This window comes from Micromonospora sonneratiae (assembly GCF_042679305.1).
Lineage (GTDB): Bacteria > Actinomycetota > Actinomycetes > Mycobacteriales > Micromonosporaceae > Micromonospora_H > Micromonospora_H sonneratiae.
The window spans coordinates 1-26,075 of the sequence record NZ_JBHTMP010000084.1 but is presented as its reverse complement, the minus strand read 5'-3'; the positions used below and the strand labels follow the sequence as shown (position 1 = coordinate 26,075).

22 protein-coding genes are annotated in these 26,075 nt (G+C 68.1%); 11 read left to right on the top strand and 11 right to left on the bottom strand.

Translation table 11 applies throughout. From position 1 onward, the window contains the following. Nucleotides 1–91: 91 nt before the first annotated feature. Nucleotides 92–1,702, bottom strand: a complete 1,611-nt coding sequence (locus ACFQ4H_RS31260; RefSeq protein WP_377578139.1) for a hypothetical protein — start codon at nucleotides 1,700–1,702, stop codon at nucleotides 92–94. Nucleotides 1,703–1,902: 200 nt separating this feature from the next. Between ACFQ4H_RS31260 and ACFQ4H_RS31255 the strand changes: the two genes are divergently transcribed. The 5 genes from ACFQ4H_RS31255 to ACFQ4H_RS31235 all read left to right on the top strand — a co-directional run bounded on the left by ACFQ4H_RS31255 (nucleotide 1,903) and on the right by ACFQ4H_RS31235 (nucleotide 5,737). Further along, a complete protein-coding gene (locus ACFQ4H_RS31255) occupies nucleotides 1,903–2,703 on the top strand; it encodes a class I SAM-dependent methyltransferase (protein ID WP_377578136.1) in 801 nt (266 codons plus the stop codon). A gap of 99 nt (nucleotides 2,704–2,802) precedes the next feature. Continuing rightward, on the top strand, nucleotides 2,803–3,429 hold the full coding sequence (locus ACFQ4H_RS31250) for an N-acetyltransferase (RefSeq protein WP_377578133.1): 627 nt from the start codon (nucleotides 2,803–2,805) through the stop codon (nucleotides 3,427–3,429). After that, the gene (locus tag ACFQ4H_RS31245) at nucleotides 3,426–4,031 is read left to right on the top strand and encodes an N-acetyltransferase (protein WP_377578130.1); all 606 of its coding nucleotides are present in this window, start codon (nucleotides 3,426–3,428) and stop codon (nucleotides 4,029–4,031) included. Before ACFQ4H_RS31250 ends, ACFQ4H_RS31245 begins: the two co-directional genes overlap by 4 nt. Before the next feature lie 391 nt (nucleotides 4,032–4,422). Then, nucleotides 4,423–4,941 carry a fascin domain-containing protein gene (locus tag ACFQ4H_RS31240; protein ID WP_377578127.1) on the top strand — a complete coding sequence of 173 codons (519 nt, stop codon included), beginning with the start codon at nucleotides 4,423–4,425 and terminating at the stop codon, nucleotides 4,939–4,941. A gap of 235 nt (nucleotides 4,942–5,176) precedes the next feature. Beyond that, nucleotides 5,177–5,737, top strand: coding sequence for a hypothetical protein (locus tag ACFQ4H_RS31235; protein WP_377578124.1), 561 nt, complete (start codon nucleotides 5,177–5,179; stop codon nucleotides 5,735–5,737). 32 nt (nucleotides 5,738–5,769) lie between these two features. On the opposite strand, the gene ACFQ4H_RS31230 is transcribed toward ACFQ4H_RS31235, so the two are convergent. Continuing rightward, nucleotides 5,770–6,738: a hypothetical protein gene (locus ACFQ4H_RS31230; RefSeq protein ID WP_377578122.1), complete on the bottom strand. Its 969-nt coding sequence runs from the start codon at nucleotides 6,736–6,738 to the stop codon at nucleotides 5,770–5,772. Between the two features lie 422 nt (nucleotides 6,739–7,160). Here ACFQ4H_RS31230 and ACFQ4H_RS31225 point away from each other — a divergent pair, with 422 nt between their 5' ends. After that, a complete protein-coding gene (locus tag ACFQ4H_RS31225; RefSeq protein ID WP_449289035.1) occupies nucleotides 7,161–7,922 on the top strand; it encodes a class I SAM-dependent methyltransferase in 762 nt (253 codons plus the stop codon). 92 nt (nucleotides 7,923–8,014) lie between these two features. Here the strand turns inward: ACFQ4H_RS31225 and ACFQ4H_RS31220 are convergent, their stop codons facing one another. Then, a complete protein-coding gene (locus tag ACFQ4H_RS31220) occupies nucleotides 8,015–11,779 on the bottom strand; it encodes a S8 family serine peptidase (protein WP_377578119.1) in 3,765 nt (1,254 codons plus the stop codon). 240 nt (nucleotides 11,780–12,019) lie between these two features. Here ACFQ4H_RS31220 and ACFQ4H_RS31215 point away from each other — a divergent pair, with 240 nt between their 5' ends. The 3 genes from ACFQ4H_RS31215 to ACFQ4H_RS31205 all read left to right on the top strand — a co-directional run bounded on the left by ACFQ4H_RS31215 (nucleotide 12,020) and on the right by ACFQ4H_RS31205 (nucleotide 15,649). Continuing rightward, a complete protein-coding gene (locus ACFQ4H_RS31215) occupies nucleotides 12,020–12,973 on the top strand; it encodes a helix-turn-helix domain-containing protein (protein WP_377578116.1) in 954 nt (317 codons plus the stop codon). A 97-nt stretch (nucleotides 12,974–13,070) separates the two neighbouring features. Then, nucleotides 13,071–13,877, top strand: coding sequence for an SAM-dependent methyltransferase (locus ACFQ4H_RS31210; RefSeq protein WP_377578113.1), 807 nt, complete (start codon nucleotides 13,071–13,073; stop codon nucleotides 13,875–13,877). Further along, nucleotides 13,874–15,649 (top strand): putative bifunctional diguanylate cyclase/phosphodiesterase, encoded by a 1,776-nt coding sequence (locus ACFQ4H_RS31205; RefSeq protein ID WP_377578110.1) that lies wholly within the window; start codon nucleotides 13,874–13,876, stop codon nucleotides 15,647–15,649. Before ACFQ4H_RS31210 ends, ACFQ4H_RS31205 begins: the two co-directional genes overlap by 4 nt. 146 nt (nucleotides 15,650–15,795) lie before the next feature. Here ACFQ4H_RS31205 and ACFQ4H_RS31200 read toward each other — a convergent pair whose 3' ends face one another. The 4 genes from ACFQ4H_RS31200 to ACFQ4H_RS31185 all read right to left on the bottom strand — a co-directional run bounded on the left by ACFQ4H_RS31200 (nucleotide 15,796) and on the right by ACFQ4H_RS31185 (nucleotide 19,736). Next, a complete protein-coding gene (locus tag ACFQ4H_RS31200) occupies nucleotides 15,796–18,192 on the bottom strand; it encodes an ATP-binding cassette domain-containing protein (RefSeq protein WP_377578107.1) in 2,397 nt (798 codons plus the stop codon). Between the two features lie 335 nt (nucleotides 18,193–18,527). Next, entirely contained in the window at nucleotides 18,528–18,938 is a 411-nt protein-coding gene (locus ACFQ4H_RS31195; RefSeq protein WP_377578104.1) for a VOC family protein, read from the bottom strand. 5 nt (nucleotides 18,939–18,943) lie between these two features. Beyond that, complete coding sequence (locus ACFQ4H_RS31190) at nucleotides 18,944–19,405, bottom strand: helix-turn-helix transcriptional regulator (protein ID WP_377578101.1); 462 nt, start codon at nucleotides 19,403–19,405, stop codon at nucleotides 18,944–18,946. Then, nucleotides 19,356–19,736: a hypothetical protein gene (locus ACFQ4H_RS31185; protein ID WP_377578098.1), complete on the bottom strand. Its 381-nt coding sequence runs from the start codon at nucleotides 19,734–19,736 to the stop codon at nucleotides 19,356–19,358. Before ACFQ4H_RS31185 ends, ACFQ4H_RS31190 begins: the two co-directional genes overlap by 50 nt. A 161-nt stretch (nucleotides 19,737–19,897) precedes the next feature. On the opposite strand from ACFQ4H_RS31185, the gene ACFQ4H_RS31180 reads away from it, so the two are divergent. Together ACFQ4H_RS31180 and ACFQ4H_RS31175 are read left to right on the top strand one after the other, a co-directional pair. Continuing rightward, nucleotides 19,898–20,896, top strand: a complete 999-nt coding sequence (locus ACFQ4H_RS31180; RefSeq protein WP_377578095.1) for a helix-turn-helix domain-containing protein — start codon at nucleotides 19,898–19,900, stop codon at nucleotides 20,894–20,896. A gap of 245 nt (nucleotides 20,897–21,141) precedes the next feature. Beyond that, entirely contained in the window at nucleotides 21,142–21,993 is an 852-nt protein-coding gene (locus ACFQ4H_RS31175) for a dioxygenase family protein (protein WP_377578092.1), read from the top strand. A gap of 195 nt (nucleotides 21,994–22,188) precedes the next feature. Here ACFQ4H_RS31175 and ACFQ4H_RS31170 read toward each other — a convergent pair whose 3' ends face one another. From ACFQ4H_RS31170 to ACFQ4H_RS31155, 4 genes are all read right to left on the bottom strand, one after another. Beyond that, entirely contained in the window at nucleotides 22,189–23,793 is a 1,605-nt protein-coding gene (locus tag ACFQ4H_RS31170; RefSeq protein WP_377578089.1) for a hypothetical protein, read from the bottom strand. A 4-nt stretch (nucleotides 23,794–23,797) separates the two neighbouring features. Then, nucleotides 23,798–24,094 (bottom strand): YciI family protein, encoded by a 297-nt coding sequence (locus ACFQ4H_RS31165; RefSeq protein ID WP_377578086.1) that lies wholly within the window; start codon nucleotides 24,092–24,094, stop codon nucleotides 23,798–23,800. Next, entirely contained in the window at nucleotides 24,091–25,413 is a 1,323-nt protein-coding gene (locus ACFQ4H_RS31160) for a helix-turn-helix domain-containing protein (RefSeq protein WP_377578083.1), read from the bottom strand. Before ACFQ4H_RS31160 ends, ACFQ4H_RS31165 begins: the two co-directional genes overlap by 4 nt. A gap of 47 nt (nucleotides 25,414–25,460) precedes the next feature. Next, nucleotides 25,461–26,075: SDR family NAD(P)-dependent oxidoreductase (locus ACFQ4H_RS31155; RefSeq protein WP_377578080.1), on the bottom strand; the 615-nt coding region annotated here is incomplete at its 5' end.

Sequence of the window (26,075 nt, the reverse complement as noted above, 5' to 3'; positions counted from 1 at the left end):
GCCCGAAGCTCGGCCCGCTCATCCGACGACATCTCCACCGACACAGCCAACCACAACACATCTCAAGTAAAGACATCGGGATCACGAGACACTAGATCCCCAAATCTATTGACGGCAGATCCACGCGACCTCCACCGATCACCGACAGACGGCGGAGACCTTGCAAGAAAGCAAATAACCCTTCATTACTCCAGGAAGGATCACCAATTAGGTGACTGAGCGCACTATGATCGAGACTGGAATACTGCCGCAACCCATGAGACTCCCAGTTAGCTTCGATACAGCCTCCGAACTCAGCCCACCAGGTCTCGTCTTCGATCAGAACAAGAGATGCAACCTCGAAGTTTCCGCTCACCAAATTGAGCCCAAATCCCGTAGCTTCCAATCGCCACGACGACTCCCCAAAAGCACGCTCGGAGAGCCATCTCATCGGCGGCGACAATCGGCTGGGATGCAGTGGGTCAGCACGCCGAGGTAGGGTGCTGGTCGAGTCGACCTCGGCTCGCCCAAACAACTCCTCCTCCATCTCTCGCATTAGCGTAGACGCAAGCTGCGCATCGTCAGCAAAATCACTGATTGGCTCATGGAAAGATTTTGGAATAACAGCAAGACGTCGAGCCGCATTCAAAACCTGCCCGGAGCGCTGCTGAATAAGCAGGACATAATCACCCTGCGGCCTTCGTCGAGTTGCAGGACGCGCGGCAGCGAAGAGCGCTAGAACCCCTCCGCAACAAATCCGCTCACCAATTTCCACCACTGACTCATAAGTGGGCAAGCGCTGATCACGAAGAGGCATTCGACCAGGACGCACAGACCTTCCAGCAGCAAGCGCGTCCACCAGCTCATTCTCCAGCAGGTCTACAGTGAGGGCATAACCAACAAAGTCCGACAAGCCGACGTCGCCTCGGATTCCGCGTTTTGACACGTCGATGTCAAGCAGTCTATATATTGGCGTATCCGCAATCTTACCCCCCAGAGCAAGAGCTTCCGCAATACGACGAACGGCGGCGTCAGCACCCACTCCGTCCAATGAAGCGACTGGGAGACGGTGATCCCACCGTAAACGCAAATCGTCTCGCCCCACACCTAACGGCATCGCAAGGTCGAGCCATTCCCTTCGCGTCAAAATGCTGGTCATCGCTCGAACATCGGCAGATTCCGTCCGATACAAGTCAAAACCTTTGCCCACATCCCCGTAGTAAGAGGCTAACGCGTCAGATATCCTCCTTTGACTGACACGGCCTCGCCCATGAGCAAGGTCCTGGAACCGGCAAACCTCCATTGCGGAGAGGGCGGCCCCGACCTTCTGTCGCGCCTGCCCAACCGACCAACCCACTTGGTCGTCCAACCAAGAAAGAATTTGTCCGATATCAGCGTCATACAGTAATCGATATTCCGCATTTTCAGATTTGCGATCAAATCCGGCCTGTCGAACAATCCCTGTGGACGACATACTATTAGGCACCGGATGGTTCTTCAGCAGGGACACAAAACGTGCCACTGCCTCCTGCGATGCGCGTTGCAGGGCAGTGTCGAGGGCTCGTTGCAGCTCTGTGACCGGCACCAGATCAGGTTCCGCGTTCCATTTTGCGACCGTACGCGTCGCGGTCCCCAGGGTTTGCGCGAACGACTCGTTCGTCAGACGGAGCGCCGTACGTAGCGCGTTGGCATGCCTGCCTGTCCAAACGTCCACAACCTGCATAGGCTCCGTCTCCAACCTGCCTGATCGACACCAAAGTGCACTGTGAATACACTCGCGTTACATAGTCGCACACCGCCCCATGGGATCGAATTGCCTCAGCAGGACGACTGGTACCCGTGAGTACCCGTAGCCCTCCGCGACATGACGGTAAGCCAGTAACGGATCTGATGGTCACATGATCTAGAAGAAGTGGAGTGATTGTGAGCCGGCAAGTGGAGCCGTACGTACTGGACAATGGCGAGTCGATGGCGAGCCTGATGCTTGATCATTTGTCGGCAGTCCTGGACGACGTCACCTTGGCGCGGTTGACGGAGGTGCAACTCTCGCCTACGGGGCGGTTCTGGGAGGTGGCGGCGGGTAACGGGTCAATTGCCCGGTGGCTGTGCCGGACGCTCGGGCCGACTGCGGAGGTGGTCGCCTCCGATATCAACGCCCGACACATCCCGGCGACCGCCGGGCTGCACGTGCTGCGGCGCAACGACGCCACCGACGGGCCGCTGGCCGGGGCGTGGGACGGGATCCACGCCCGGCTGGCATTGGCACACTGGCCCAATCGCCATGAGGTCCTGGCCAGCTACGCGCAAGCGCTACGGCCCGGTGGGTGGCTGCTGGTCGAGGACTGGGGGCCGTGGACCGGCATGGTGCTGTCGTCACCGGTCCACGGTGCCGCCGGGATCTATGGCCGCTATCAGGACGCCCTCGGGCGGGTCTTCCGTTCCCGGGGTAACGACACAAGCTGGGCAACCACGACGGCCGGGGCGATGAGGGCGATCGGGCTGGTCGAGGTGACGACCACGGTCACCGCCAGGTCGTGGCCTGGCGGTAGCCCGGGTTGCCTACTTCCGCTGGTGGTTGCCACCGAACTCCGAGAACTGCTGATCGCCCACAACGCAGACGCGGGCGAACTGGACGCCCTGCCGTCGATCATGAACGCCCCCGGCACCATCGTGCTCGGAAACGCCATCTGGTCCACGATCGGCTACACGCCGACGACGCTCTAGCCAGGTTTCCACCCCGCCAGCGTACGACCATCCATGGCCGTACGCCGAACCGTCTTGCCCTCTGCCCTTTCACCAACGAATCCGAGGACACCGCTGCTGATGTCTGCTTCCACAGCCCTGGTCGAGTTCCGTACTGCCACAATGGACGACGCTGAGCGGATCGCTGGTCTGCTCACGGATGCGTTTCTGGACGGGCCGCTCGCCGTCTGGTTGGTCGGCTGGGAGCGGGAGCGGCGTGCCGTACTGCACGGGTATCTGGCTCTTCAGGTCGAGCGTGCGGTGCAGTTCGGAACGGTGTACGTCACCGCTGATCTGTCGGCCGTGGCGTGCTGGCTTCCCCACGCGGCTGGTCGTGCCTGTCCGCCGCCGAGTTATCCGGTCCGGTTGATGGGGGTCTGTGACGGGTGGGCGGACCGGTTCTTCACCCTGGAGGACAGCTTCGCCGCGCATCATCTGCCGGTGCCGCACCAGCACCTCACCCACCTCGCCGTGGCACCCGACCAGGACCTCCAGACTGTGGGCGGAAAGCTGCTCGACCACTGCCACACCAGCTTCGACGAGACAGGCGTGGTCACCTACGTCGAGGCCGTCAACCCGGAGAACCGGAAACTGTACGAGGCCCACGGCTACCAGGCCAGCGACCCGATCCAACTGCCGGAACTCGGCCCACACTGGTGGCCCATGACCCGCACCCCCAACCCCAACCCAGGGGACGGGCAGTCGTGAACCGGCAGCGGACCATCCGACACGCCCGCTACGTCGAAGCCACGATCGTCGCCAAACTCATCGCCGCGACCAGCCACGACCTTCCGATCGCCGCCTGGCTCGTACCCGACGCCCAGCAGCGGCCGGTCGTCCTGACCGACGTGGCCCGGATCTGGGTCGAACACGCCCTGTTCTACGGCGAGATCGACATCGCCCTCGACGCCAACAGCGGCATCACCGGGGCCGCGGTCTGGTTCCACCGCTACGGGCACATCCCTGCACCGACCGCCTACCAGCAACGCCTCACCGCCGCCTGCCGCGAACACACCGACCGGTTCACCCACCTCGGAGCAACCCTGACCGCCGAGCCACCAGACCTGCCCTGCCAACAACTGGCCTTCCTCGCCACCACAGACCAGACCGACGACGAAACCACCGAGCGGCTACTCACCCATCACAATGCCCGGCTCGACGCGCACGAAAGTCCCGCCCACACCTTCGCCTTCGGCGACCGAGACCGGGAACTGCTCAGCCGCCACGGCTACCAGCCCGGCCAACCCATCGACCTGCCGGGCCAACACACCATCGTCCCCATGCGCCGAGCAGCCCAACCCCGAACCTGACCCCGGCACGGCCCGCCATCCACCCGAACGGCAGGCCGCCGAGCAGCCGTACAACCGACGACTTCCCGCAAACACTCGTCGGCCGGCTGCACCGTGCGGCGGGGGCGTAACCTCCACGCCCCCGCCGCACCCCCAAGTGTCGGCACGTCTCGTGGACCGGCGTCGCGACCCCCGCTGCCCGGCAAGGTTCGACGACTGGCCTGGGCTCTGACCCAACCGATACCCGCCGTCCTCGCCAGTTACGAGGATCGATCCCTGCATAGTGTTGGATTTCGGTTCTGTTGCATCCGTCCGCCATCGTCGTTACGTTCGCCCCGCGCCAAGCGTCGGGTCTTATCTGTCTGCGACGATCCGGTTATCGTGAGTATCCCCAAAAGAAAGAGAGGACCTCATGCCGTTGTCACTGGCGGATTTCGCGTCGCTCGGGAACACACCGATCACGATCCAATCGACGTTCTTTCCGAATGTGTATCTGCGCATGGACGGCACCGGGGTGACGACCTTCACCGGGCCCGGCGGCGGTACGGTCAACTGCCAATTCGGCGCGGGTCCCCTGGAGAAGTTCAAGCTGCACACGCAAGCGGACGGTTCCTTCTCTTTCGAGTCGGTGACCTTTCCTAATGTGTATCTGCGCATGGACGGCACCGGGCTGCCGGCCATCACTTCAGGGCCTGGCGGCGGTACGGTCAACTGCCAGTTCGGCGCAGAGCCCTTCGAGAAGTTCAAGCTGCACGCCCAGGCTGACGGTTCCTTCTCCTTCGAGTCGGCGACGGCCTTCCCGAATGCGTATCTGCGGATGGTCGGCTCCGGAGTGACGGCCTCCACCGACTCCGGCGGCGGGATAGTCAACTGTCAGTTCAACGCCAACGGCGGCGGCCACGAAAAATTCGTTCTCAACGTGGCCGGCTAGCCACGGTCCCAGCAAGGTAATGGAATGTCCTGATTAGACGCGGCTGGGTCATGCTCCCGGCCGTGGAGATTAGCAGATAGGGCAGGCACGGCTTCCTGATCAGTTGGCCACCAGAGCCAACGGTCGCGCTGGAAGACCGTGCCTGTGCCTGTCTCTTCCTGTCGCTCGGACAGCGGCCCGGTGGGGTATCCCTACCGGACTCGGCCGCCGCCCGGCAGTTGCTAGCTTGATCGTCGTGACAGAGCTGGAAGAGCTGGTCCTGACCCCCGACGAGCAGGTCCGAGGGGTCCGAGTCGACAGTGCGATGTTCATGATGGACTGGACCGGCGAGGATCACCCGGGCCAGCTGGCGGCCTTCGTGGCTGGTCGGGTACGGGCCTTCGGGGAAGAGCCGACGGACGTCGACACCGACGTCGTCTACCACGCGGCCGAGGCCGACCCGACTCTGCGCCGCGGTGACTTCCCGGTCCGCCTGCTCGATCATCTCTCCGGTGTGCTGGCAAATCTCGGCTACACGCTCGTGGTGCGGGACAGCGGCACCGACACCTACGAGGTAATGGTCGCGCTGACCGGCGAGCGTGACCTGACCGGGTTGATGCACAAGGGCCTCCCGGTGCGGGCCTGGGACTCGGAACCCGAAGAGACCCTGGTCAGCCTGAACTGCCCGAACTGTTCGGAGATGCTGGTCTGGCAACTGTCAGCGACCGAAACCCTGGCCGACGAACGCTGCGATTGCGGAACCCCATTGTTCGACGCTACCGGCCGCCCACTACCCGACGTCACTCTTCACGACTGAGCCGCTCGGTGTCCCCTGAGCGGAATGCCTGGTCAGGCCGGTGTGGGACGGGGGCTGGCCTGCGCGGCGTACCACTGTTCGCTGCGCGGGTCGGCCAGCGCGGCCAGCCCGAGGATCATCGTCCCCAGCGCCAGCAGGTAGGACACGACCAGTAGCGCGCCGAGCATCATCGACGGGACGGTGGGCAGCAGGGCGGCCTCACGTTGCTCGGCGCTGCCGACCACCGCTGCCGCCGCTGCGAAGCCGCTGATCAGGAGGAACACCGCCGTACCCGGCACGGCCAACCCGCCACCCACCCTGGCCAGGGTGGCCCCGCGACGCCGGCCACGCTCGGCCCGCCGTGCCCCGAGCAGTCCGAGGACCATCGGGAGCACGATGACGAGCAGGAAGACGATCGGAAGGACGACCATCATGACCAGGATGTCGGGGTCCTCACCGAGCGCGGAGGCCGGTATGTACAGGAAGAGGAGCACGCCGGACACCACGAAGACGATCAGCGAGCGCCGCATCCGTACCGTCGCGTTGTGCACGGTGGCCGGCGGCTGCCCGATCTGAGGCGGTACGGCGTTGGCCAGCACACGCCTCGCCACATGGCGGCGGGTCGACGGGATGCCCAGCAGTACGGCGGCGCAGAGCAGTGCCGCCACAGCCAGCGATCCACCGAGTAGCCCCGCCCAGCCGGAAACCCGTACAGCCGGGTCGTCACCATGCTCACCGAGCACGACGGTCAGCGAGAACAGGGTGATGTAGAGCAGCCACGGCATCAGCGCGGCGGCGATCCACACGGTCGACGAGCGGCCCGCGTCCCGACCGAGGAGCAGGAAGGTCAGTCCGGCCCCGACAGCCAGCAGGCCGACGGCACACACCAGGGCGAGCATCGCAGGTGCCCAGGCGTTCTGCCTGTCGATCGGGTCGGCGTCGATCAGCAGGCTGATCGCGACGAATCCGCCGACGGCCGCGCAGCCGAGCATGGCGATCAGACCGCCTGTGGCGGCGATCAAGCCGGAAAGGTACGTGACGGAGGAGCCGGCGGGCACCGATGCCCCGGCCGGGTCCGGATCGAACACTGGAGGCCGCGTCACGATCGGCTGACCCGGCCAGCCGTCCGGTGCGGGCCGGGGGTGTGGGAAGGTCACCCGCGCACCCTATCTGCGATAGGTCCGGCTCGATAGCCCGAAAAGCGCCAGCACCTTCGCGACGATGATGATCTTCGATCGGATTGAAGCGAGGAGTGACGCGACGATGCGTAGGATCGTGGCGACCCTGGTGGTCGCTCTCACCGCTGCACTACTGCCCGGGGTCGGGACCGTCCGTGAACGTCGGTGACGAGGTGCACCCGACGTCCCCGGTGTGCCCGGCCCGGGACAGCTCGGACTCCGATTTTCGGTGGCCGTACCTCGCCGGAATGGCCACGATGGCACTCGTGACACGTACCTTCGATGATCTGGTGACCGAGGCCGACTCCGTCCCCGTCGCCGGCTGGGACTTCTCCTGGCTCGACGGCCGGGCCAGCGAGGAGCGCCCGTCGTGGGGCTACGCGCGGTCCATGGCCGTACGGATGGCCGACGCCGACGCCGCGCTGGACATCCAGACCGGTGGCGGGGAGGTCCTCGCCGGAGTCGACCGGCTACCGCGCCTGACCGTGGCCACGGAATCCTGGCCACCGAACATCGTGCTGGCCAACCGCCTGCTGCGTCCCCGAGGGGTAACGGTCGTGGCGACCGCTGACGACGCGCCGCTGCCGTTCGCGGACGACAGCTTCGACCTGGTGGTCTGTCGGCATCCGGTCAGCACGGACTGGGCGGAGATCGCCCGGGTGCTGCAACCGGGCGGCACCTACCTCTCCCAGGAGGTCGGCCCGGCCAGCGTCTTCGAACTGGTCGAGTGGTTCCTCGGCCCACAACCGCCCGAGGTACGCCACACGCGCCACCCCGACCGGGCCAGGACGGCGGCCGAGGCGGCCGGGTTGACCGTTGTCGACCTGCGCATGGAGTCGCTGCGTACCGAGTTCCACGACATCGGCGCGGTGGTCTACTTCCTCCGCAAGGTGATCTGGATGGTGCCGGGCTTCACCGTCGACCGGTACCGGCCCCGACTACGCGCCCTGCACGACCGGATCCAGGCCGACGGCCCCTTCGTCGCGTACGCCACGCGGTTCCTGGTCGAGGCCCGCAAGCCAAGTTGACCGGTGATACGCCGGATGCTCCCACCCGGCTGGCCGGGTGGGAGCATCGTGTCGGCGCGACAGGCTGACGCCGAAGCGTGGTGCCGGTACTGCTAGCCGAGCTGGTAGGCCCGGGTCACCGTCTGCTCGACGGAGTTGCCGTCAGCGTCGGTGGCCTGCACCCGAAGCGACACGAAGCCGTTGGTCTCGGCCAGCTTCGGGTGCCGGATGGTGGCCCCGAACTGTCCGTTCCGCTTCGCCTCGACGTCGGCCAACTGCCAGGTCGCGCCGTCGTCGTAGGAGACCCACAGCTTGGCGTCCCGTACCGCCGGACCGTCCAGGCCCTTCACGTGCCGTAGGTTCAGCCCGATGTCGAACCGCCGGTCGGCCCGGGCCCGGTTGTTGATGTCGACGTCCACGTCGTAGTCGACCGACAGCATCGGTACGAGCTGCCGGGCGTCCGGACGCTGTGAGTGGAACGTCCAGGCGGTGTTGACCTTCGTGGAGGTCGTCCACCAGGCGTCCTCCCGTGCCACGTCGAGCGTGACCCGGTACTCGGCCCGTTCCGGCACCGCCGGGAAGGCGAACGTGGGGAAGTTCGACGTTCCGAGGCGCTCACCGTTGCGGTAGACGGTGGCAAGCACCTTGTCGGTCTGGATGACGTGCGCCTGCTGCGAGTGGTCGGCTCCGACATCGAGCAGACCGGAGGCCAGGACCACGACCAGGTCGTTCTCGCGGAAGGCAGCATCCGCCAGATCCGGTGGCAGCGCCGTACGGACCACGGCCTTGTTCCAGGTCTGGGTCAGCCGCTGGCCGGCACGCAGCACCTTGACCGTTTCGGTCTGCTCCGACCCGCCCACCTGCCACACCGGACCGAGCTGCGTGACCTGCCTGGTCCTCAGTCCGGTGCTGACGTACTCGGTCCGGGTCGTCGGCATGATCATACGGTCCAGGAAGCCGTACGCCACCTGCTGTCGCGGCGCCCAGAAGTACCGGAACTGGCCACCCTCGGTGCCGTTGGCCGAGGCGTGGTACGAGGTCCGCAGGGTAGCCAGGTCCTTGTCCCGGACCCGGTACCGCTGGTCCTTCGGGAAGCCGCCGTTCTCCACCTGGAGCAGTTCGTAGGCGTACGGGCTGACCGCCACGCCCTTGAACTCGACCGTGACCCGGTCCCGACTCAGCAGGTCGAGCAGCTGTCCGCCCTGCTTGCCGGAGAGGGTCATCGCCGGGATCGCGGTGGGGACACGGGTCCAGAAGTCGACGCCCCAACGCGCGGGGGTGTCGTTGTAGACGATGATCGCCGCTGCGCCGGCGGCGACCGCGTTGGCGAGTTGCTGCGCGGGAGTGACGGTAGCGCTGCGCTTGACCAGCGCGGTCCTACCCCGTACGTCGATTCCCGCGTACTCCTCGGTGGTACCCGTTCCGGCCGACACCACCTGGAGTCGCCGGGTGCCGTCGAACCGGACGGAGCCACCGTTGCCGCTGAAGTAGGCGAGGTCGTCCAGCGACACCGCATTCCGGCCGACGACCCGCGCGGCCAGGTCGGGCGCGGTCAGCGTCCACCCGGTGTACGCCTCCAGGTTGTCGTTGGTCTGCGCCGTCGGGATCGAGTAGAGCGCGGTCTCACCACCCGCCCACATCTCGAAGCCGTACCTGTTCTGCTGGTTTGCGCTGTAGCTGTTGAAGCCGAGCCGGGCCCGGTCGGTCTTGGTGGGCTTCGACGTCCGTACGCTCACCGACGAGGCCTTACGCCCGTCGAAGGTGATCGACCGGTCGCCGTTGATCGTCACGTTCGGTAGGACACCCTGGGTGTACTCCCAGAGCCGGTTGTACTCCGGGCTCATGTCGGAGATTCCCATGTGGAAGGTGTATTCGCCGGCCGGCAGGGACAGCGTCACCATCCCGTTCACATCCGGGTAGAACGCCTCGGGCAGGGCGAGTTGCCCAAGATTGAAGAGTCGGACCTCGGCCGCGGCAAGCGCAGGGGCCTTTCCGTCCCGACCAATGACCTTGATCTTGGTCTGGAACCGCTCCACGTCCTTCACCAGGCCGACAGCGGTGGAGACGACGGTCGCACCGTCGGCGGAGACACCGGCCAGGTGGGCACTGTAGGTGCCGGTCGGCACCCCGGCCGGGGTCATCGTCACCGGCACGGTGGCGGTGCCCTTCGCCGGCACGGTCACCGTGTCGACGCCGAGGCTGAGCAGCCCGGCGGGCAGTTCGGCACCCGAGCCCCGCAGGGCCAGGGCCAGGGTGATCGGCTGGTCACCGTCGTTGGTGTACGTCACCTGCTTGACCACGGGCGCGGTGGCGTCCCACTGCACGGTCCCGTAGTTGACCACACCGGTGCCGGACACCGCCTGCCGGACCGCCCGGGACGCGTCCACCCGGCCCGCGCCCTGGGCGAACACCGAGTCACTGGCGTGTGCCTTGGCGGTGCTGACCAGCTGGCCCTTGAGCCGCTCGGCGGTCCAGTCCGGATGTTGCTGGGCGAGGATCGCGGCAGCACCGGCGACGTGCGGGGTGGCCATCGACGTACCGCTGGCCGAGGTGTAGTGCTGGTCGACGACCCGCCCCATCGATGTTCCGCTGGCCCGTGCGGCGACGATGTCCACCCCGGGTGCGGTGATCTCCGGCTTGACCGCTCCGTTGCCGGTCCGTGGGCCACGGCTGGAGAAGTCGGCGATGTCGTCCGCGTCGTTGACCGCCCCCACGGTCAGTGCCGCGTCCGCCGTACCCGGAGAGCCGAGGGTGTTCGGTTGCGGGCCACTGTTGCCGGCGGCGATGGTGAACAACGCACCCGTTTCGGCGGTCAATTCGTTGACCGCCAGCGCCATCGGGTCGGTGCCGTCGCCGCCCCCGCCGCCGAGGCTCATCGAAATGACCTTCGCGCCGGAGCGCGCGGCCCACTCCATGCCGGCGATGATCTCGGAGTCCGTCCCGACACCGCCGTCGCTGAGCACCTTGCCGACGAGCAGCTGCGCGCCCGGAGCCACCCCCTTGTACCTCCCACCGGAGGCCGCGCCGGAGCCGGCGATCGTCGAGGCGACGTGCGTGCCGTGGCCGTGACCGTCCTTGACCTCCTCACCCGCGATGAAACTCCGGCTGTCGACGATCTTCCCGGCGAAGTCCGGGTGACCCAGGTCGATCCCGGTGTCCAGCACCGCCACCTTCACCCCGGTGCCGTCGTAGCCCGCCGCCCAGGCGCCCGGCGCGCCGATCTGGGGCACGCTCACGTCGAGCAGCGCCTTCGCCTTGCCGTCCAGCCAGACCCGCTCGATCCCACCGGCGAGTTGGGTACGCGCCGTACCTGCCTGCGGGCCGTCGTCGTCGATGGCCTCCCAGAACGCTTCCGCCTGCTTCTTGTCTGCCCTCATCGCCGCGCCGTTGATGCTGGTCAGCGGTTGACGCACCTGCCCACCGGTGGGTGCGGGCGACGCGGCCGAGCGCGCGTTGGCCGTGCCCCGGTAGCGCACGATCAGCGGGATCGACCCGGTACGCGCGTCGTCGTACCCCTGCTCGATCAGGTCGGTGACATTGAACAGCCTCCGGTCCAACCGCCCGGCGGCGATCAGCGACTGGGCCTCCCGGGGCAGGACGTAGATGTCCTCGCCGACGGTGGTGATGGTGATTCTTCCGTTCGAGCCGGTACGCCCGTTCACGGTCACCGCGGTCGGCTGGTTCGCACCGGTTGCCACCGTCACGACGTCACCGGTGATCAGTGTGACCGTGGTGGTCGTCTGCCCCGACCGGGGCGCCTCGGTCACGCCGTCAGGAGTGCTCGACGGTTGCCCGTGGGCCGCCGCCCCTCCGCTCGTCACGACGAGCGCGGCTGCGACGGTGACGCCGAGCAACGTGCGTCTACGCCATGTCCGCATTTCAATGACTCCCCTCTATAGACGCTGTTGAGCGCCCATTGATCGAACAGCTTGGTCAAGGTCCGACCAACGGCGCTACGGCGCAGCCTGGCGAGCACCGGACATGTCGGGTTTTCGCCAGACGGTCCGTACCGTTGGAGCCGTCAGCCGGCCCGGCCGTCCCACATGGCGAATCCCTGGTCAGCAGGCTGATCATCGTGACCGAGACTGGTACCGGTAAAACGGCACGTGGGAGGCAGGATGCTCGGCGGATTCGGCATCGACGAACGCGAGGAAGCGGTGTACGTCGAACTTCTCCGACGCCGACACGGAACCGCCACGGAGGTGTCGGAACTCCTCGACTTCGATTCGGCCACCGTCGGTGACTGCCTGGCCAAGCTCGTCTCACTCGGCCTGGTCACCGGTCACGACGACGGGCTCTACACGGCGGTCGCGCCGGACGTCGGGCTCGGCACCCTGATCGTGCAGCGCCAGGCCGAACTGCAACGCGTACACGGCCGGCTGGCGGAGTTGATGGCGGTCTACCGCACCGGATCGTCCTGGATGGCCGGTCAGGTGGAGGCGATCACCACTCCCGAGCAACTCGCCACCTGGCTCGGCAGCATGGAACGGGGTGCCCAGATGGAGATTCTGGCCTTCTTCCGGCCGCCGTACATTCTCAATCCCGATCTGGAAACAATCAGTAGGTTCGCGCCGACATACCGTTACGTGTACGAGCGCAGCGCCTTTGACGACCCCCGGGTCCCCGAAGAGATCAGCGGATACCTGAAGAACGGCTACGAGATCCGGATCGCGGATGCCCTGCCCAGCAAAATAATCATTATCGACCGGCAGGCCGTCCTCCTGCCGATGCGGCCCGACCAAACCAGCATGCACCCTGGGTTCCTATTGGTCCGGGGCGAGTCTCTGGTCCGGGCACTGGTCGACCTGTTCGAACGGGTATGGGCTACGGCGACGCCGCTGAGGGTCACGGCCACCGGCCTGACCGACGACGTACCGGGCATGGACGAGGTCGACGTCCTGCTGCTCAGTCTGCTGCTGTCCGGGCTGCCGGACAAGACCGTGGCCACCCGTCTCGGAACCAGCGAGCGGACTGTCCAACGTAGACTGCGACGGCTGATGGAGCTGACCGGTGCCAACAGTCGGATGCAACTCGGCTGGTACGCCGCGCGGTCCGGTCTCATCCCGACCTGACCCTCAGGAATCCATCTGCGATTGGTGCATCATCGTCCTGTTTGGAGGATAATCCCCACGAGGGATCGGTTTTGTAAAACTGGGATGAGGCAGCAAAATGCAACGACCGGACTGGGCCCCCGAAGGCATCGACATGGAGCAGTTCAGCGCTGCCCGGGTCTACGACTACCTGTTGGGTGGCAGTCACAACTTCGCCGTCGATCGGGAGTACGCTCGACGGGGTCTTACCGCCATTCCTGATCTGGCGATCCAGGCACAGGCCAACCGCGCTTTCCTGCACCGCGCGGTCCGGCACCTGACCGACGCCGGGGTCCGCCAGTTCCTGGACCTCGGGTCCGGCATACCCACCCGGGGCAACGTGCACGAGGTCGCACAGCGGGCCGCCCCGGACGCCCGCGTGGTCTACGTGGACATCGATCCGGTCGCGGTGGCACACAGCCGACACATGCTCCTCGACAACGACCTGGCGATCGCCATCCAGGAGGACATGCGCCAACCGGAGACGATCTTCGCGAACCCGGAACTGGGCAAGCTGCTGGACCTCGACCAGCCGGTGGCCGTGCTCATGCTGGCCGTACTGCACGCCATCCCGGACGAAGCCGACCCGTACGGCATCATCGCCCGCATCCGCGACGTGCTGCCCAACGGCAGCTACCTGGTCCTGGCTCAGGCATCGCACGAGAGCCGGCCCGAGGGGTGGCGGCAGATGGTGGAGATGTCCCGGAACACCCCCTATCCGCTGACGCCCCGTAGCCAGGCCGACATCTCCCGTTTCTTCGAAGGGCTCACCCTCGTGGAGCCGGGCGTGGTGTGGGCGCCGCTGTGGCACCCCGAGCACCCGGACGACGTCGACAACGACCCCGGTCGGTCCAGCAACATGGTCGGCGTGGGACGGAAGATGTGACCGACCCAGCAGATCCGGTCACCCCGAACCTGACGGCTTTCGTCCGCGACTGGACGAAAGCCATCGTTGGCACGTGTTACGTACCGATGACCCGGGAGGAGAAGAGCCAGCTCCTACACAGACTCGCCGAGCGGCTGGCAGCGGCGCTGGTCGCGGAGACGTTCGACCCCTCGGTGGGTTACTGGATCGCCGCCGACCTGGTGGCTGCGGACTTCGACGCGCCGGAGGCACTGGGCCGGACGATCGTCGTCATCAACGAGCGGTTCCTCACCGACCTGGGCCTGGACGATCGACCCGATCACCGGGCCCGGCTGGCCGAACTGGTCCGGGAGTTCGCCACCGGCTTCGCCCGGGCCCAACAGGCCCGTACGTTCGACGCACAGGAGGAGATCAGGGCCGCCGCACTCGTCGCCCGCTACGAGGCCGAGCGGAGCCTACGGGCCAGCGAAGCCCGGTTCCGGCACGCGGCGACGCACGACGCCCTGACCGGCCTGCCCAATCGCTCGCTGTTCACCGAACGACTGGCGAAACTGTTGGCCAACCCGCCGCCGGGGCTCAGGTTCGGGGTCTGCGTCGTCGACCTCGAAGGATTCGGCGCGGTCAACAACAGCCTCGGCCCGCAGGTCGGTGACAGCCTGCTCGTGGTGGTCGCCGACCGGTTACGTGGTTTCGCCACCGAGTCGGGGCACCTGGTGGCCAGACAGAGCGGCGACGAGTTCGCAATCCTGATCACCAACACGACCTGCACCGACGACGCGGTCAAGGTCGCCGATCAGGTGGTGGCGCTGCTCGGCCAGCCGATCCGCCTCAACGGTCTGGAGCTGCCGATCGCGGCCCGGGTCGGTGTGGTCGAGTTGTCGGCCACCGACGCGGACCCCGCCGAGGTGATGCGTGCCGCCGACATGACGTTGCACTGGGTCAAGGCCGATGGCAAGGTCCGCTGGCTGGTGTTCGACCCGGCCCGTAACGCCCGCGAGGTGAGCCGCTACCGGCTGTCCGCGGACATGCCGGGTGCTCTGGACCGTGGCGAGTTCATCCTGGTCTACCAGCCACTGGTGAACCTCGACACCGGGCTGCTGGAGGGGTTGGAGGCACTTGTCCGGTGGCGGCACCCGGGCCGGGGTCTACTCAGTCCGGACGAGTTCATCGGATTGGCCGAGGACACCAGCCTCATCGTGCCGCTCGGCATCCACCTGCTGGAACAGGCCTGCCGGCAGGCCGTACGCTGGCAGCAGTTGACCAAGGACCCGCCGTACGTCAGCGTCAACCTCTCGGTACGGCAACTGCGTTCCCCCGCCCTGGTCGCCGACGTGGCAGCGGTCCTCGACCGTACCGGGCTGGCACCGGAGCAGCTGCAACTGGAGATCACCGAGAGCGCGATCATCGACCCGGACGACGACACCAACCTGATCGCTACGCTCCAGACCCTTGCTGACCTCGGCATCCGGATCACCATCGACGACTTCGGCACCGGCTACTCCAACCTCGCCTATCTCCCGACGCTGCCGGTGCACGGCCTCAAGCTGGACCGTACGCTGCTGCTCGGCCCGGACCGCTGGAAGGTACCCGAGCCGGTCGCCGACAGTTTCCTGGCCAACCTCGTCTCGCTCGGGCACTCCCTCGGTCTCAACGTCACCGCCGAAGGCGTGGAGACCGCCGAACACGTCCGCCGGTTACGGGTGGCCGGCGCCGACACCGGGCAGGGCTGGTACTTCGGTCGACCGGAGTACGCCGAACAGTTCGCCGACCGGCTACCCGGCCCCTGGACATGACCCACTGACCATCGGTCGACAGGTTCGACTCCCCAGGACCTCACCCGCACCGGCCGAACGCCCGGAGCGCGGCTCTCCCACCGGCCCGATCGGCCCGGGAGCGAGAGCGAACTCCCGCTCCCGAGGCCTCGATCTCTCCCGTCGCCTCAGTCCCCTGAGCCGACGTAGGCCGCGAGGTGCTTGCCGGTGAGGGTGGAGCGGGCGGCGACGAGGTCGGCGGGTGTGCCCTCGAAGACGATCCGGCCACCGTCGTGGCCCGCGCCGGGGCCGAGGTCGATGATCCAGTCGGCGTGTGCCATGACCGCCTGGTGGTGCTCGATGACGATGACCGACTTGCCGGAGTCGACCAGCCGGTCGAGCAGGCCGAGCAGCTGCTCGACGTCGGCGAGGTGGAGGCCGGTGGTCGGCTCGTCGAGTACGTAGACGCCGCCCTTCTCCCCCATGTGCGTGGCCAGCTTGAGCCGCTGCCGCTCGCCGCCGGACAGTGTCGTGAGCGGCTGGCCCAGCGAGACATAGCCGAGCCCGACGTCGGCGAGCCGCCGCAGGATCGTGTGGGCCGCCGGGATCCGCGACTCGCCGGCGGCGAAGAACTCCTCGGCCTCGGTCACCGACATCGCGAGCACCTCGCTGATGTCGCGGCCGGCGAGGTGGTAACCGAGCACCTCGGCCTGGAACCGCTTCCCCTCGCACTCCTCGCACGTGGTGGCGACGCCAGCCATCATCGCCAGGTCCGTGTAGATGACGCCGGCACCGTTGCAGGCGGGGCAGGCACCCTCGGAGTTGGCGCTGAACAACGCCGGCTTCACGCCGTTGGCCTTCGCGAACGCCTTGCGGATCGGGTCGAGGAGCCCGGTGTACGTCGCCGGGTTGCTCCGTCGCGAGCCGCGGATCGCACCCTGGTCGATCGACACCACACCCGCACCGGCGGGGATCGACCCGTGTACGAGCGAGCTCTTGCCGGAGCCGGCGACACCGGTGAGGACGACGAGCACCCCGAGCGGGATGTCGACGTCGACGTCGCGCAGGTTGTGCGTCGTCGCGCCGCGGATCTCCAGCTTGCCGGTCGGCGTCCGTACCGTCTCCTTGAGGCTGGCCCGGTCGTCGAGGTGACGGCCGGTGAGGGTGCCACTGGCCCGCAGCCCCTCGACGGTGCCCTCGAAGCAGACCGCGCCGCCCGCCGCACCGGCCCCCGGGCCGAGGTCGACGACGTGGTCGGCGATCACGATCGTCTCCGGCTTGTGCTCCACGACCAGCACCGTGTTGCCCTTGTCCCGCAGCCGCAGCAGCAGGTCGTTCATCCGCTGGATGTCGTGGGGGTGCAGGCCGATGGTGGGCTCGTCGAAGACGTAGGTGACGTCGGTGAGCGCGGAGCCGAGGTGGCGGATCAGCTTCGTGCGCTGCGCCTCACCGCCGGACAGCGTGCCCGACGGTCGGTCGAGCGAAAGGTACCCCAGCCCGATCTCCACGAACGAGTCGAGGGTGTGCTGCAGCTTCCCAAGCAGCGGCGCCACCGACGGCGCGGCCAGGTCCCGTACCCAGGCGGCGAGGTCGCTGATCTGCATCGCACACGCGTCGGCGATGTTGATCCCGCCGATCCGTGACGACCGGGCCGCCTCGCTGAGCCGGGTGCCGTCGCAGTCGGGGCAGACGGTGAACGTCACCGCCCGCTCCACGAAGGCGCGGATGTGCGGCTGCATCGCGTCGACGTCCTTGGACAGGAACGACTTCTGGATCTTCGGGATCAGGCCCTCGTAGGTCAGGTTGATGTTGTCGACCTTGATCTTGGTCGGTTCCTTGTAGAGGAGGTCGTGGAGTTCGCGCTTGGTGAACCTGCGGATCGGCTTGTCCGGGTCGAAGAAGCCGCAGCCACCGAAAATGCGGCCGTACCAGCCGTCGACGCTGTAGCCGGGGACCGTGAGGGCACCCTCGTTGAGCGACTTGCTCTCGTCGTACAGCGCGGACAGGTCGAAGTCGGTCACGTTACCCATGCCCTCGCAGCGCGGGCACATGCCGCCGAGACGGGTGAACGTCGCCTTCTCGGCCTTCGACTTGCCACCCCGCTCGACGGTGATCGCACCACTGGCCTTCACCGAGGGGACGTTGAAGGAGTACGCGTTCGGCGAGCCGATGTGCGGCTCCCCGAGCCGACTGAAGAGAATGCGCAGCATCGCGTTGGCGTCGGTGGCGGTACCCACGGTCGAGCGGGGGTTCGCGCCCAGCCGCTCCTGGTCGACGATGATCGCGGTCGTCAGCCCGTCGAGGACGTCGACCTCCGGCCGCGCCAGCGTCGGCATGAAGCCCTGCACGAAGGCGCTGTAGGTCTCGTTGATCATCCGCTGCGACTCCGCAGCGATCGTGCCGAACACCAGGGAGCTCTTCCCGGAGCCGGAGACGCCGGTGAACACCGTCAGCCGACGCTTCGGAATCTCAACACTCACGTCCTTGAGGTTGTTCTCCCGCGCGCCCTGTACGCGGATCAGGTCGTGGCTGTCGGCAACGTGCAGCGCGGCTGACTGCGGGTCTGTCCCCGTGACCTTACTCATCGTGTCTCCATCTGTTGGCGGGGCCGCCGTTCGCGACCTCCCTCGACGCCATCTGCTTGATCTGGGAAAACCCCAAGCAGTACGTCCGTTTTCCGTTGTCGTGCCGTCGCGGAACGGTCCGCTGGCCGTACCGCGCCCGGCCGAGGGGTCGGACCAACCAGCGGCCGTCGCGCATCAGCCCCCGACCGGGCATCTCGTCCACCTCGCGCCACGACTGGACGCGGCGCGGGCGAACGCGGAACCAACGGTACGACGTGTCCGGCGCACGCGGGTCAAAGCCGGTACGCGTGGCGAACCCGTCACCCCGCTCCGCCGACGGGAGCGGGGTCTGGCACTCATCGCAGCTCGTTGATGCGGATCAGGTTGCCGGCGGGATCGCGGAAGGCGCAGTCGCGGACCCCGTACGGCTGCTCGGTCGGCTCCTGGACGACCTCGGCGTCGCCGGCCTGTAGCCGCTCGAAGACGCCGTCGAGGTCCTTGGTGGCCAGGGTGACGGCACCGTAGCTGCCCTTGGCCATCAGCTCGAGGATGGTGCGGCGCTCGTCGTCGGTGATGCCGGGGTCGGCGGCCGGCGGGTGCAGGACGATGGACGTGCCCGGCTGGTTGACGGGACCGACGGTGATCCACCGCATCCCGCCGTAGCCGACGTCGTTGCGGACCTCGAAGCCGAGGGCGTCGCGGTAGAAGGCCAGGGTGGCGTCCGGGTCGGTGTGTGGGAGGAAGGCGTAGTGAATGACGATGTCCATGCGGGTCAGGCTAGTTGCGGCCGGGTGAGCCGTGCTTCTCGATTCCTGATCGGTCTGGTTACCTGTTTCGCGATGCACGGTGGCAGCTCCGCCGTCGCCTGAGCCGCCTGCGCGCGGTAGGTGCTCGGCGGCACACCGACCAACTCGGTGAAGCGGGTGCTGAAGGTGCCCAGCGACGCACAGCCGACCGCGAAACAGACTTCGGTGACGCTGAGGTCGCCACGACGCAGCAGGGCCATGGCGCGCTCGATGCGGCGCGTCATCAGATAGGCGTACGGTGACTCGCCGTAGGCCAGCCGGAACTGGCGGCTGAGGTGCCCGGCCGACATGTTCACGCCACGGGCGAGCGCCTCGACGTCCAGCGGCTGGGCGAACTCCCGGTCGATTCGGTCCCGGACGCGGCGCAGCCGCGCAAGATCACGCAGGTGCTGTACTGCGGCGGATGTGCTGGTCACCTTCGAAATCATGCCACCCCGCTCCGCGTCCGCCCTGGTCCGGGCCGGTCCCCTCGGCGGGCGGACGGGTCTCGGCCCAGCACCGACCGCCACGGAACTCCACCCCCGGTACGCCTTCCAGGATCCGACTGATGTCCGCGACCGCAGCGAGTGCCGCAGCACCGTCCTCCCGCAGTTCCACGATCGCCGACTCGAGGTCGTCCTCTTCCGTCGCCCAGTCGATGTCCGCTTCCCGTAGCTCGGCGATCGCGTGGTCGGCGACGGCCCCCGCGTCGGTGATCATCACGTCGACCCGGCAGTACAGGTGCATCACCCTCGGTACGGGCGCGCGCTCGTCCGTCACGCAGTCAGCATGACGGCACCGTCGCGGGATGGGAAGACCGTGGAATCGGCCGGACAGCTGCCGCGTCGGCGTCCACCGGCACCGAAACCGGAACGGCGATCGATGGCTACCCGTCGTAGGGTCTGGGAGGGGGGATCAGGATTGACGGGCGGTGAGCCACAATGCGACAGACGGCGGAACACACGGTGGCCGGGGCGGGGCGGAGGCCACGGGAGCATCGATGCGGGGGGCCGACGCCGCCCGAGCAGGGTACGGCGGGTCGGAACGCGTCGTTGCCGGTCCACCGGCTGGACGTACCCACGCCGGAGGTGCTGCCGTTCGCGGTCGGCACCTTCGAGAGCATCGGTCCCCTGTCCCGGGCGAGCTTCCCGCACCGGCACAACTTCTACGAGGTCGTACTGGTCACCGGTGGCACCGGCACGCACGTCGTCGACTTCGCCGAGTGGGAGCTACGACCACCCCACCTCTTCGTGATCGCTCCCGGACAGGTGCACTTCTGGGACCGCAGCGCCGGCCTGTGCGGCCGGGTGCTGTTGTTCACCGACGAGTTCCTCCTCCCCCATCCGGGTGACCGGGCCGCCCTCCAGGCGCTGGGTGAGCGGCCATGGCTGCGACTGTCCCCGGGCGACGCGTCGAGCTTCGCGGCGTTGACGGCCCAGATGGAACGTGAGTACCGCCGCCGCAGCGAAGGGTTCGTCACGGTGTTGCAGGCGTACCTGCACGTGCTCATCGTGTGGGCCAGCCGACTGCCGGGTACCCGGTCGGCGGAGTCGGGTACGGATCGGGCCCTGACCGTGGTCCAGCAGTTCACCCGGCTGCTCAGCCGGCCGGAACAGGGCGACCGCTCGGTGTCGGCGTACGCCGCCCGCATCGGTGTGTCGGTGAGCTATCTCAACGACGTGGTCAAGGAGGGCACCGGCCGGACACCGGGCAAGCTGATCCGCGAGGTCCAGGTGCTGGAGGCGAAACGCCTGTTGGCCCGTACCGGGATGACGGTGGGGCAGGTCGCGCGGGAGGTGGGGTTCGCCGATCCGGCGTACTTCTGCCGCTTCTTCCGTCGGGAGACCGGGTTGAGTCCGGGCGACTTCCGTCGAAGCATCGGTGGAAATCACCATGTTTACCGACTGGAGTCCATCGACGTTTCCAAATCAGAAACATAGCGTCGAAACACACCCGTTGAGCGGGCCCCGCAACCGACGGCCGGCGATGGCGAGGGCTTCGCGGCCTGCCCGGCAGACCACGAAGTCCCGCCGGCCGTTGGCGGGGATCCACACATCAACCACAGCGGAGGGGAACAGGGCGCGATATATCGATTATTGTCGATGAATAGGCTACCGGCCGCATCCCCCGCGCGGACCGGGCGCGACATTCCGCCCACCCTCCCCCGCAGGTCGAGGAGATCAACATGACTGCCGAGCAGAGCGACCCCACCCGCGACGGCGACGCTACCGCCGAACCGGGCAACGGCATCACCCGAAAGAAGCTTCTCAAGGCGGCGATGGTCGCCGCCCCCGCGCCCTTCCTCGTCGGCGCGCTGCCCGCCCTGGCTGGCGACCGGACGCCCTCCGGGCAATCGCTGGACCCGACGCCGTTCTGCGACGACGGCGACGACCCGACGCCGCCGCAGATGGAGGGGCCCTACTTCAAGCCCAACTCGCCGCAGCGTACGACGATGCTGGACGGCAACGGCACCCGGCTGGTCCTCACCGGGACCGTGTACGGCCTCGCCTGCCGGCCAATCGCCAACGCGCTGCTCGACTTCTGGCAGGCCGACGCCAACGGGGTGTACGACAACACCACCTACCGCTTCCGGGGCCACCAGTACACCAACGCCCAGGGCGCCTTCACCCTCACCACCATCGTCCCGGGCCTCTACCCCGGGCGTACCCGACACATCCACGTCAAGGTGCAGGCACCGGGCCGACCCATCCTCACCACCCAGCTCTACTTCCCCGGCGAGCCGCGTAACGCCACCGACTCGCTCTACAACCCGGTGCTGCTGATGTCGGTCCAGACGACGCCGACGGAGCGACGGGCCACCTTCGACTTCGTGCTCAACGTCAACCAGACACCCGGCCCGACGCCGACCGCGACCGGCACCACCCCGCCGCCCAGCGGCACCTGGCGGGCCGGCGTCGTCTACGCGGTCGGCGCCCAGGTCAGCTACGGCAACCTGAACTACCGCTGCCAGATCGCCCACACCTCGCAGGTCGGCTGGGAGCCGCCGAACGCCCCGGCGCTCTGGCAGCAGATCTGACCCGCCGGACGACCGGTTCCGACAGCTACGAAGCCGCGACCGGCACGGGCCGCACGGTTCACGTCGACGGCAGCGAGCCAGGTCCCGGCCGATCAGTGACACCCGGTCCCGGGCGACCCCCACCCACCAGGTGGGGCCGCCCGGGACCTCGTCATGGCAACCTCGACTCCGACCTCGGCCGGAACACCGGTCCGGTCAGGCCGCCGAGTGGGCGTAGCGGGAGGCCCGTTCCGCCAGCCACAACCACCTACGCTGCACCTCACCGGAGGTCGCCGCCACCTGGTCGAGCGCCTCGCCCCGGACCCGGGCCAGGGCCGACGCGGTGGCGGACGGGTCGTCGAGGACCAGCGCACCGGTTCGGAACGCCTCCGCTTCGGCGTCACCACCGAACCGGGGAGCCACCTCGTCGCGCCAGAACGACGCCCAGCTCAGCGTGGGGTTCCAGGTGAACCGGGCGTACGCCAGGTAGTTGATCTCGTTGGTCGGGTGGTAGGCGGACGGCTCGGCGAAGATGGTCAGCCCCCGCATCCCGGCCGCACCGCTGCGGCCGGCCATGTCGGCGAACATCTCCGGCGCCCAGGCGTGCCGCTGCCGGTTCCACTGCGACCCCGCGTGGGTACGCAGCACGTTCGTGCTGTGCGGCAGCCGGGCGACGTGCGCGGCGGTCAACTCGTCCCGCCGCTCGTACCAGAACGCACGGTTGACGCAGTACTGGTACGCCACGTCGTCGGGCAGGTCCGCCAACGGCTTCTGCGCCGCCAGGTCGAAGATGTTGTCCCAGTAGACCTCGACCAGGTGCCGCAGCGGCACCCCGCCCGGGCCGGTCCGTCGGGCCGTCTCCAGCAGCGTGGGATAGACCGAGCGCATCGCCTCGTACGACCACGAGGTGCGCTCACCGCCGGTCCGGGAGGTGCACCGCTCACAGGCGCAGCTGCCGTAGTCACCGGTCTCGAAGTTGATCCCGCCGACCGGCAGGGTGTCGAGCAGCCAGTCGATCGCGTCCCGGTGCCAGGCCAGGTTGTCCGGCTGCGACGGGCAGGCCGCCATCAGGTAGTCGCTGGCCGGGAAGTGCAGGTCGCCGAACTCGTCGATGTCGAAGCCGACCTTGCGGGGCATGGTCGCGGCCAGGTCCGGACGTTGCCGCAACCAGGTGGCGAGGTTGTAGCGGTGCCGACCGTCGAAGTAGATCCCGCCGTAGGCGTTGATGCCGACCCCGGCCAGGATCCGCACGCCCCGCGCGTTGGCGTACTCGCACAGCTCGCGGGCGGCGTCGACCCCGCCGTGGGCGTCCCGCAGCAGCCCGTAGACGACCACCCCGCCGATCCGCTCCCGGCTACAGAAGTCGACCAGCCGCCGGTAGTCCTCGCCGAACGCCTCGGCCGACTTGCTGTACGGGTTGAGCGCGCCGATCTCCTGCTGCCCCAACTGCCGGTCGTCCCAGTTGGTGGAGTGGTCCCAGGTCCACAGCATCCGCAACGGCAGCTCCGGCCGGTCCACCGTGGAGCCGACCGGCAGTCCGGTCCCGGTGCCCCCACCGGCCGCGCCGGTGACCTGGCCGGCCAGCGTACGGGCGGCGTGGACCAGGCCGGCGAACGGATCACCGGTCAGGGTGACCTCGCCGTCGGCCGGTACCTCGATCCGGAAGCCGCCCTCGGGCAGGGTCGGATCGACGGCCAGCCGCACCGGCACGCCGTCCGCCGTGGTCCCGCCGAGCGCGTCGCGGACCAGGCCCGCTGCGTACGGTGAAAGCTCCTCGCCCACCAGCCGGATCCCGGTGACCGGGCGGACCGATGTCGTCACTGTGTTACCTCCCGATGTTGTCCGGCGTGGCCGCGAGGTAGGGGACCACCTCGACCGATGTCCAGACGCCGTGTTGCCAGTAGGGGTCACGTTCGATCACGGCGCGGGCCGCCTCGGCGCTCTCCGCCGGCAGCACCAGCACCGAGGCGGACAGGTCCGCCAGCGCCCCGACGATCAGCGCGGAGCCGTCGGCCAGCAGTTGCCGCATGTGCGCCAGGTGGGCGGCCCGGTACGGCTCCCGCCGGGTGGCGGCGTCCGCCGCGTACGCCGCGGTGACCAGGAAACATGGTTCGAAGTTCACGTGTCGCTCCCCAACGCCTCCACCAGGCGCTGCATCGCCACCCGGTACACCGTCTGCGGGCGGCCCGCCCCGGTGCTGACGTGCAGACCGGCCTCCTCGGCGAAGCCGGCGGCCCGCAACGCGTTGAGCAGCCGACGGGCGGAGCGGGTCTCCACCCCGTACGCGTCGGCCAGCCCCCGGGCGGTGACCTCACCCGGATCCATCTGGTGCAGGGCCTCCAGCAACCGGCGGGTGGACAGTGGGCCGAGCCGCAGCTGCTCGGAGACCCGCAGCACGCCCGGTGCGGTCTCCCGCAGTCGTTGCGGGACGGCGGTCTCCCGACTGGAGTAGACCTCCCCGTCGGGGAACACCACCTGGGTGTGTCCGCTCTGCCGGCCGAGCGTCAGCGCCTTGCGGGCGTTGTCCTCGGCGGCGGCGATGGTGGTGCCGGCACCGAACCCGACGGCATGCGGGGTGTCGATGCCCCGCAGGGTCAGCAGGGACGCGTGCCCGGCCCGGTGCCGGGCGATGGCACTCTCCACCGTGCCCCGGGTGGTGGTGACGAGGAAGGTGCTGTCGTCCAGTGTGGTCAGTCGGCCCCGCATCCGCTCGGCGTGTTCCAGCAGCGCCTCACGTAGGCGCAACCGCATCCGCTCGGCCTGGTAGGGGTCACGCGGCAGGGCGTTCTGGCCGGTGAGCTGGATCAGCATCACCGCGATCTGGGTCGCCCGGGACTGGCGTACCTCAGCGGCCAGCCAGGCCCGGCGCAGCGCGTCCCGTACCGAGGCCCGGGTGTGCTCCACCCGCCAGACCGGCACCCCGGCCGCGCTCAGCTCCCGGTGGACCGCACCGAGGCAGGTCAGGCAGGCCTGCACCGCCCCGGACTCGTACCGCTCACGGTGGTAGGCGGTGATCTCGTCCAGCCCGGAGAAGAGCAGGCCGGTGGAGTCGACGATCGGCCGGATCTCGGTGGGCGGCTCGACGTCGATGTCGTGGTAGGTCTCCCGGACCGTCGCCACCTCGATGGTGTCGACACTCACCGTCGGCAGCCGCCCGCCGTTGGCGATCAGCATCCGCGACAGGGTCCGGTAGAGGTCGATCCCGGCATGCGCCACGAAGTCGATCTCCGCCCGCAGTGGACCGGCGTCGGCCGCGAAGGCGTACGGGATGTGCCCGGTGAAGAGCAGCACCTGGCACAGGTCGTCCAGCTCCCTGGCCAGCGCCGGGGCTTCCTCCGGGCGGGTGTACGTGCGCGCCGTGACGTCCTGCGCGCGCCCCTCCCCCGCGGCCACCTCCAGCACCAGCTGGATCGAGTCCTCCGGACCGATGATCCCGATCAATTCCCCTGCCTCCGCGTCATATGCCCAGTCCGCCGAACGGTCACCGCTCAGCTGGTGAAGACCGCGCCGTCGAGCCCATCGGCGGCCGACGAGCAGAGCAGCGCGAGCACCTGAGCCACCTCTTCGGGACGCCCCAACCCAGCCTGGATTCCCGCGACCCGGTCGGCCTCGGCCCCGTTGGCGCGCGCCTCGTCCAACGAGCGCCGCATCAACGGGGTATCGATGTCACCGGGACACAGGGTGTGCACCCGGATCCCCTGTGGACGCAGTTGCCGGGCGAGGGTCAGGGCCAGGCCGTGCAGCCCGCCCTTGCTCGCGCCATAGGGTACCGATCCCGACCCGGTCACAATGCCCGCCTTCGAAGCGACGAGGACGATGACGCCCCCACCGGCCGCCACCAGGTGCGGTACGGCGTGCTTGGCCACCAGGAACGGCCCGGTCAGGTTGGCGGCGATGACCTCCGCCCACAGTTGCGTGGACACCTCGCGTACGTCGAGTCCCTGGCCGCGCATGATCCCGGCGACGTGCAGCAGTCCGTCGAGCCCGCCGAGGTCGGCGGCGGCGCTGTCCAGCGCCGCCGCCACCTGGGCCTCGTCGGTGATGTCCACCCGGTACGCCCGGGCCTGGGCACCGGCCGCGCGGGCGGCTGCCGCGGCAGCCTC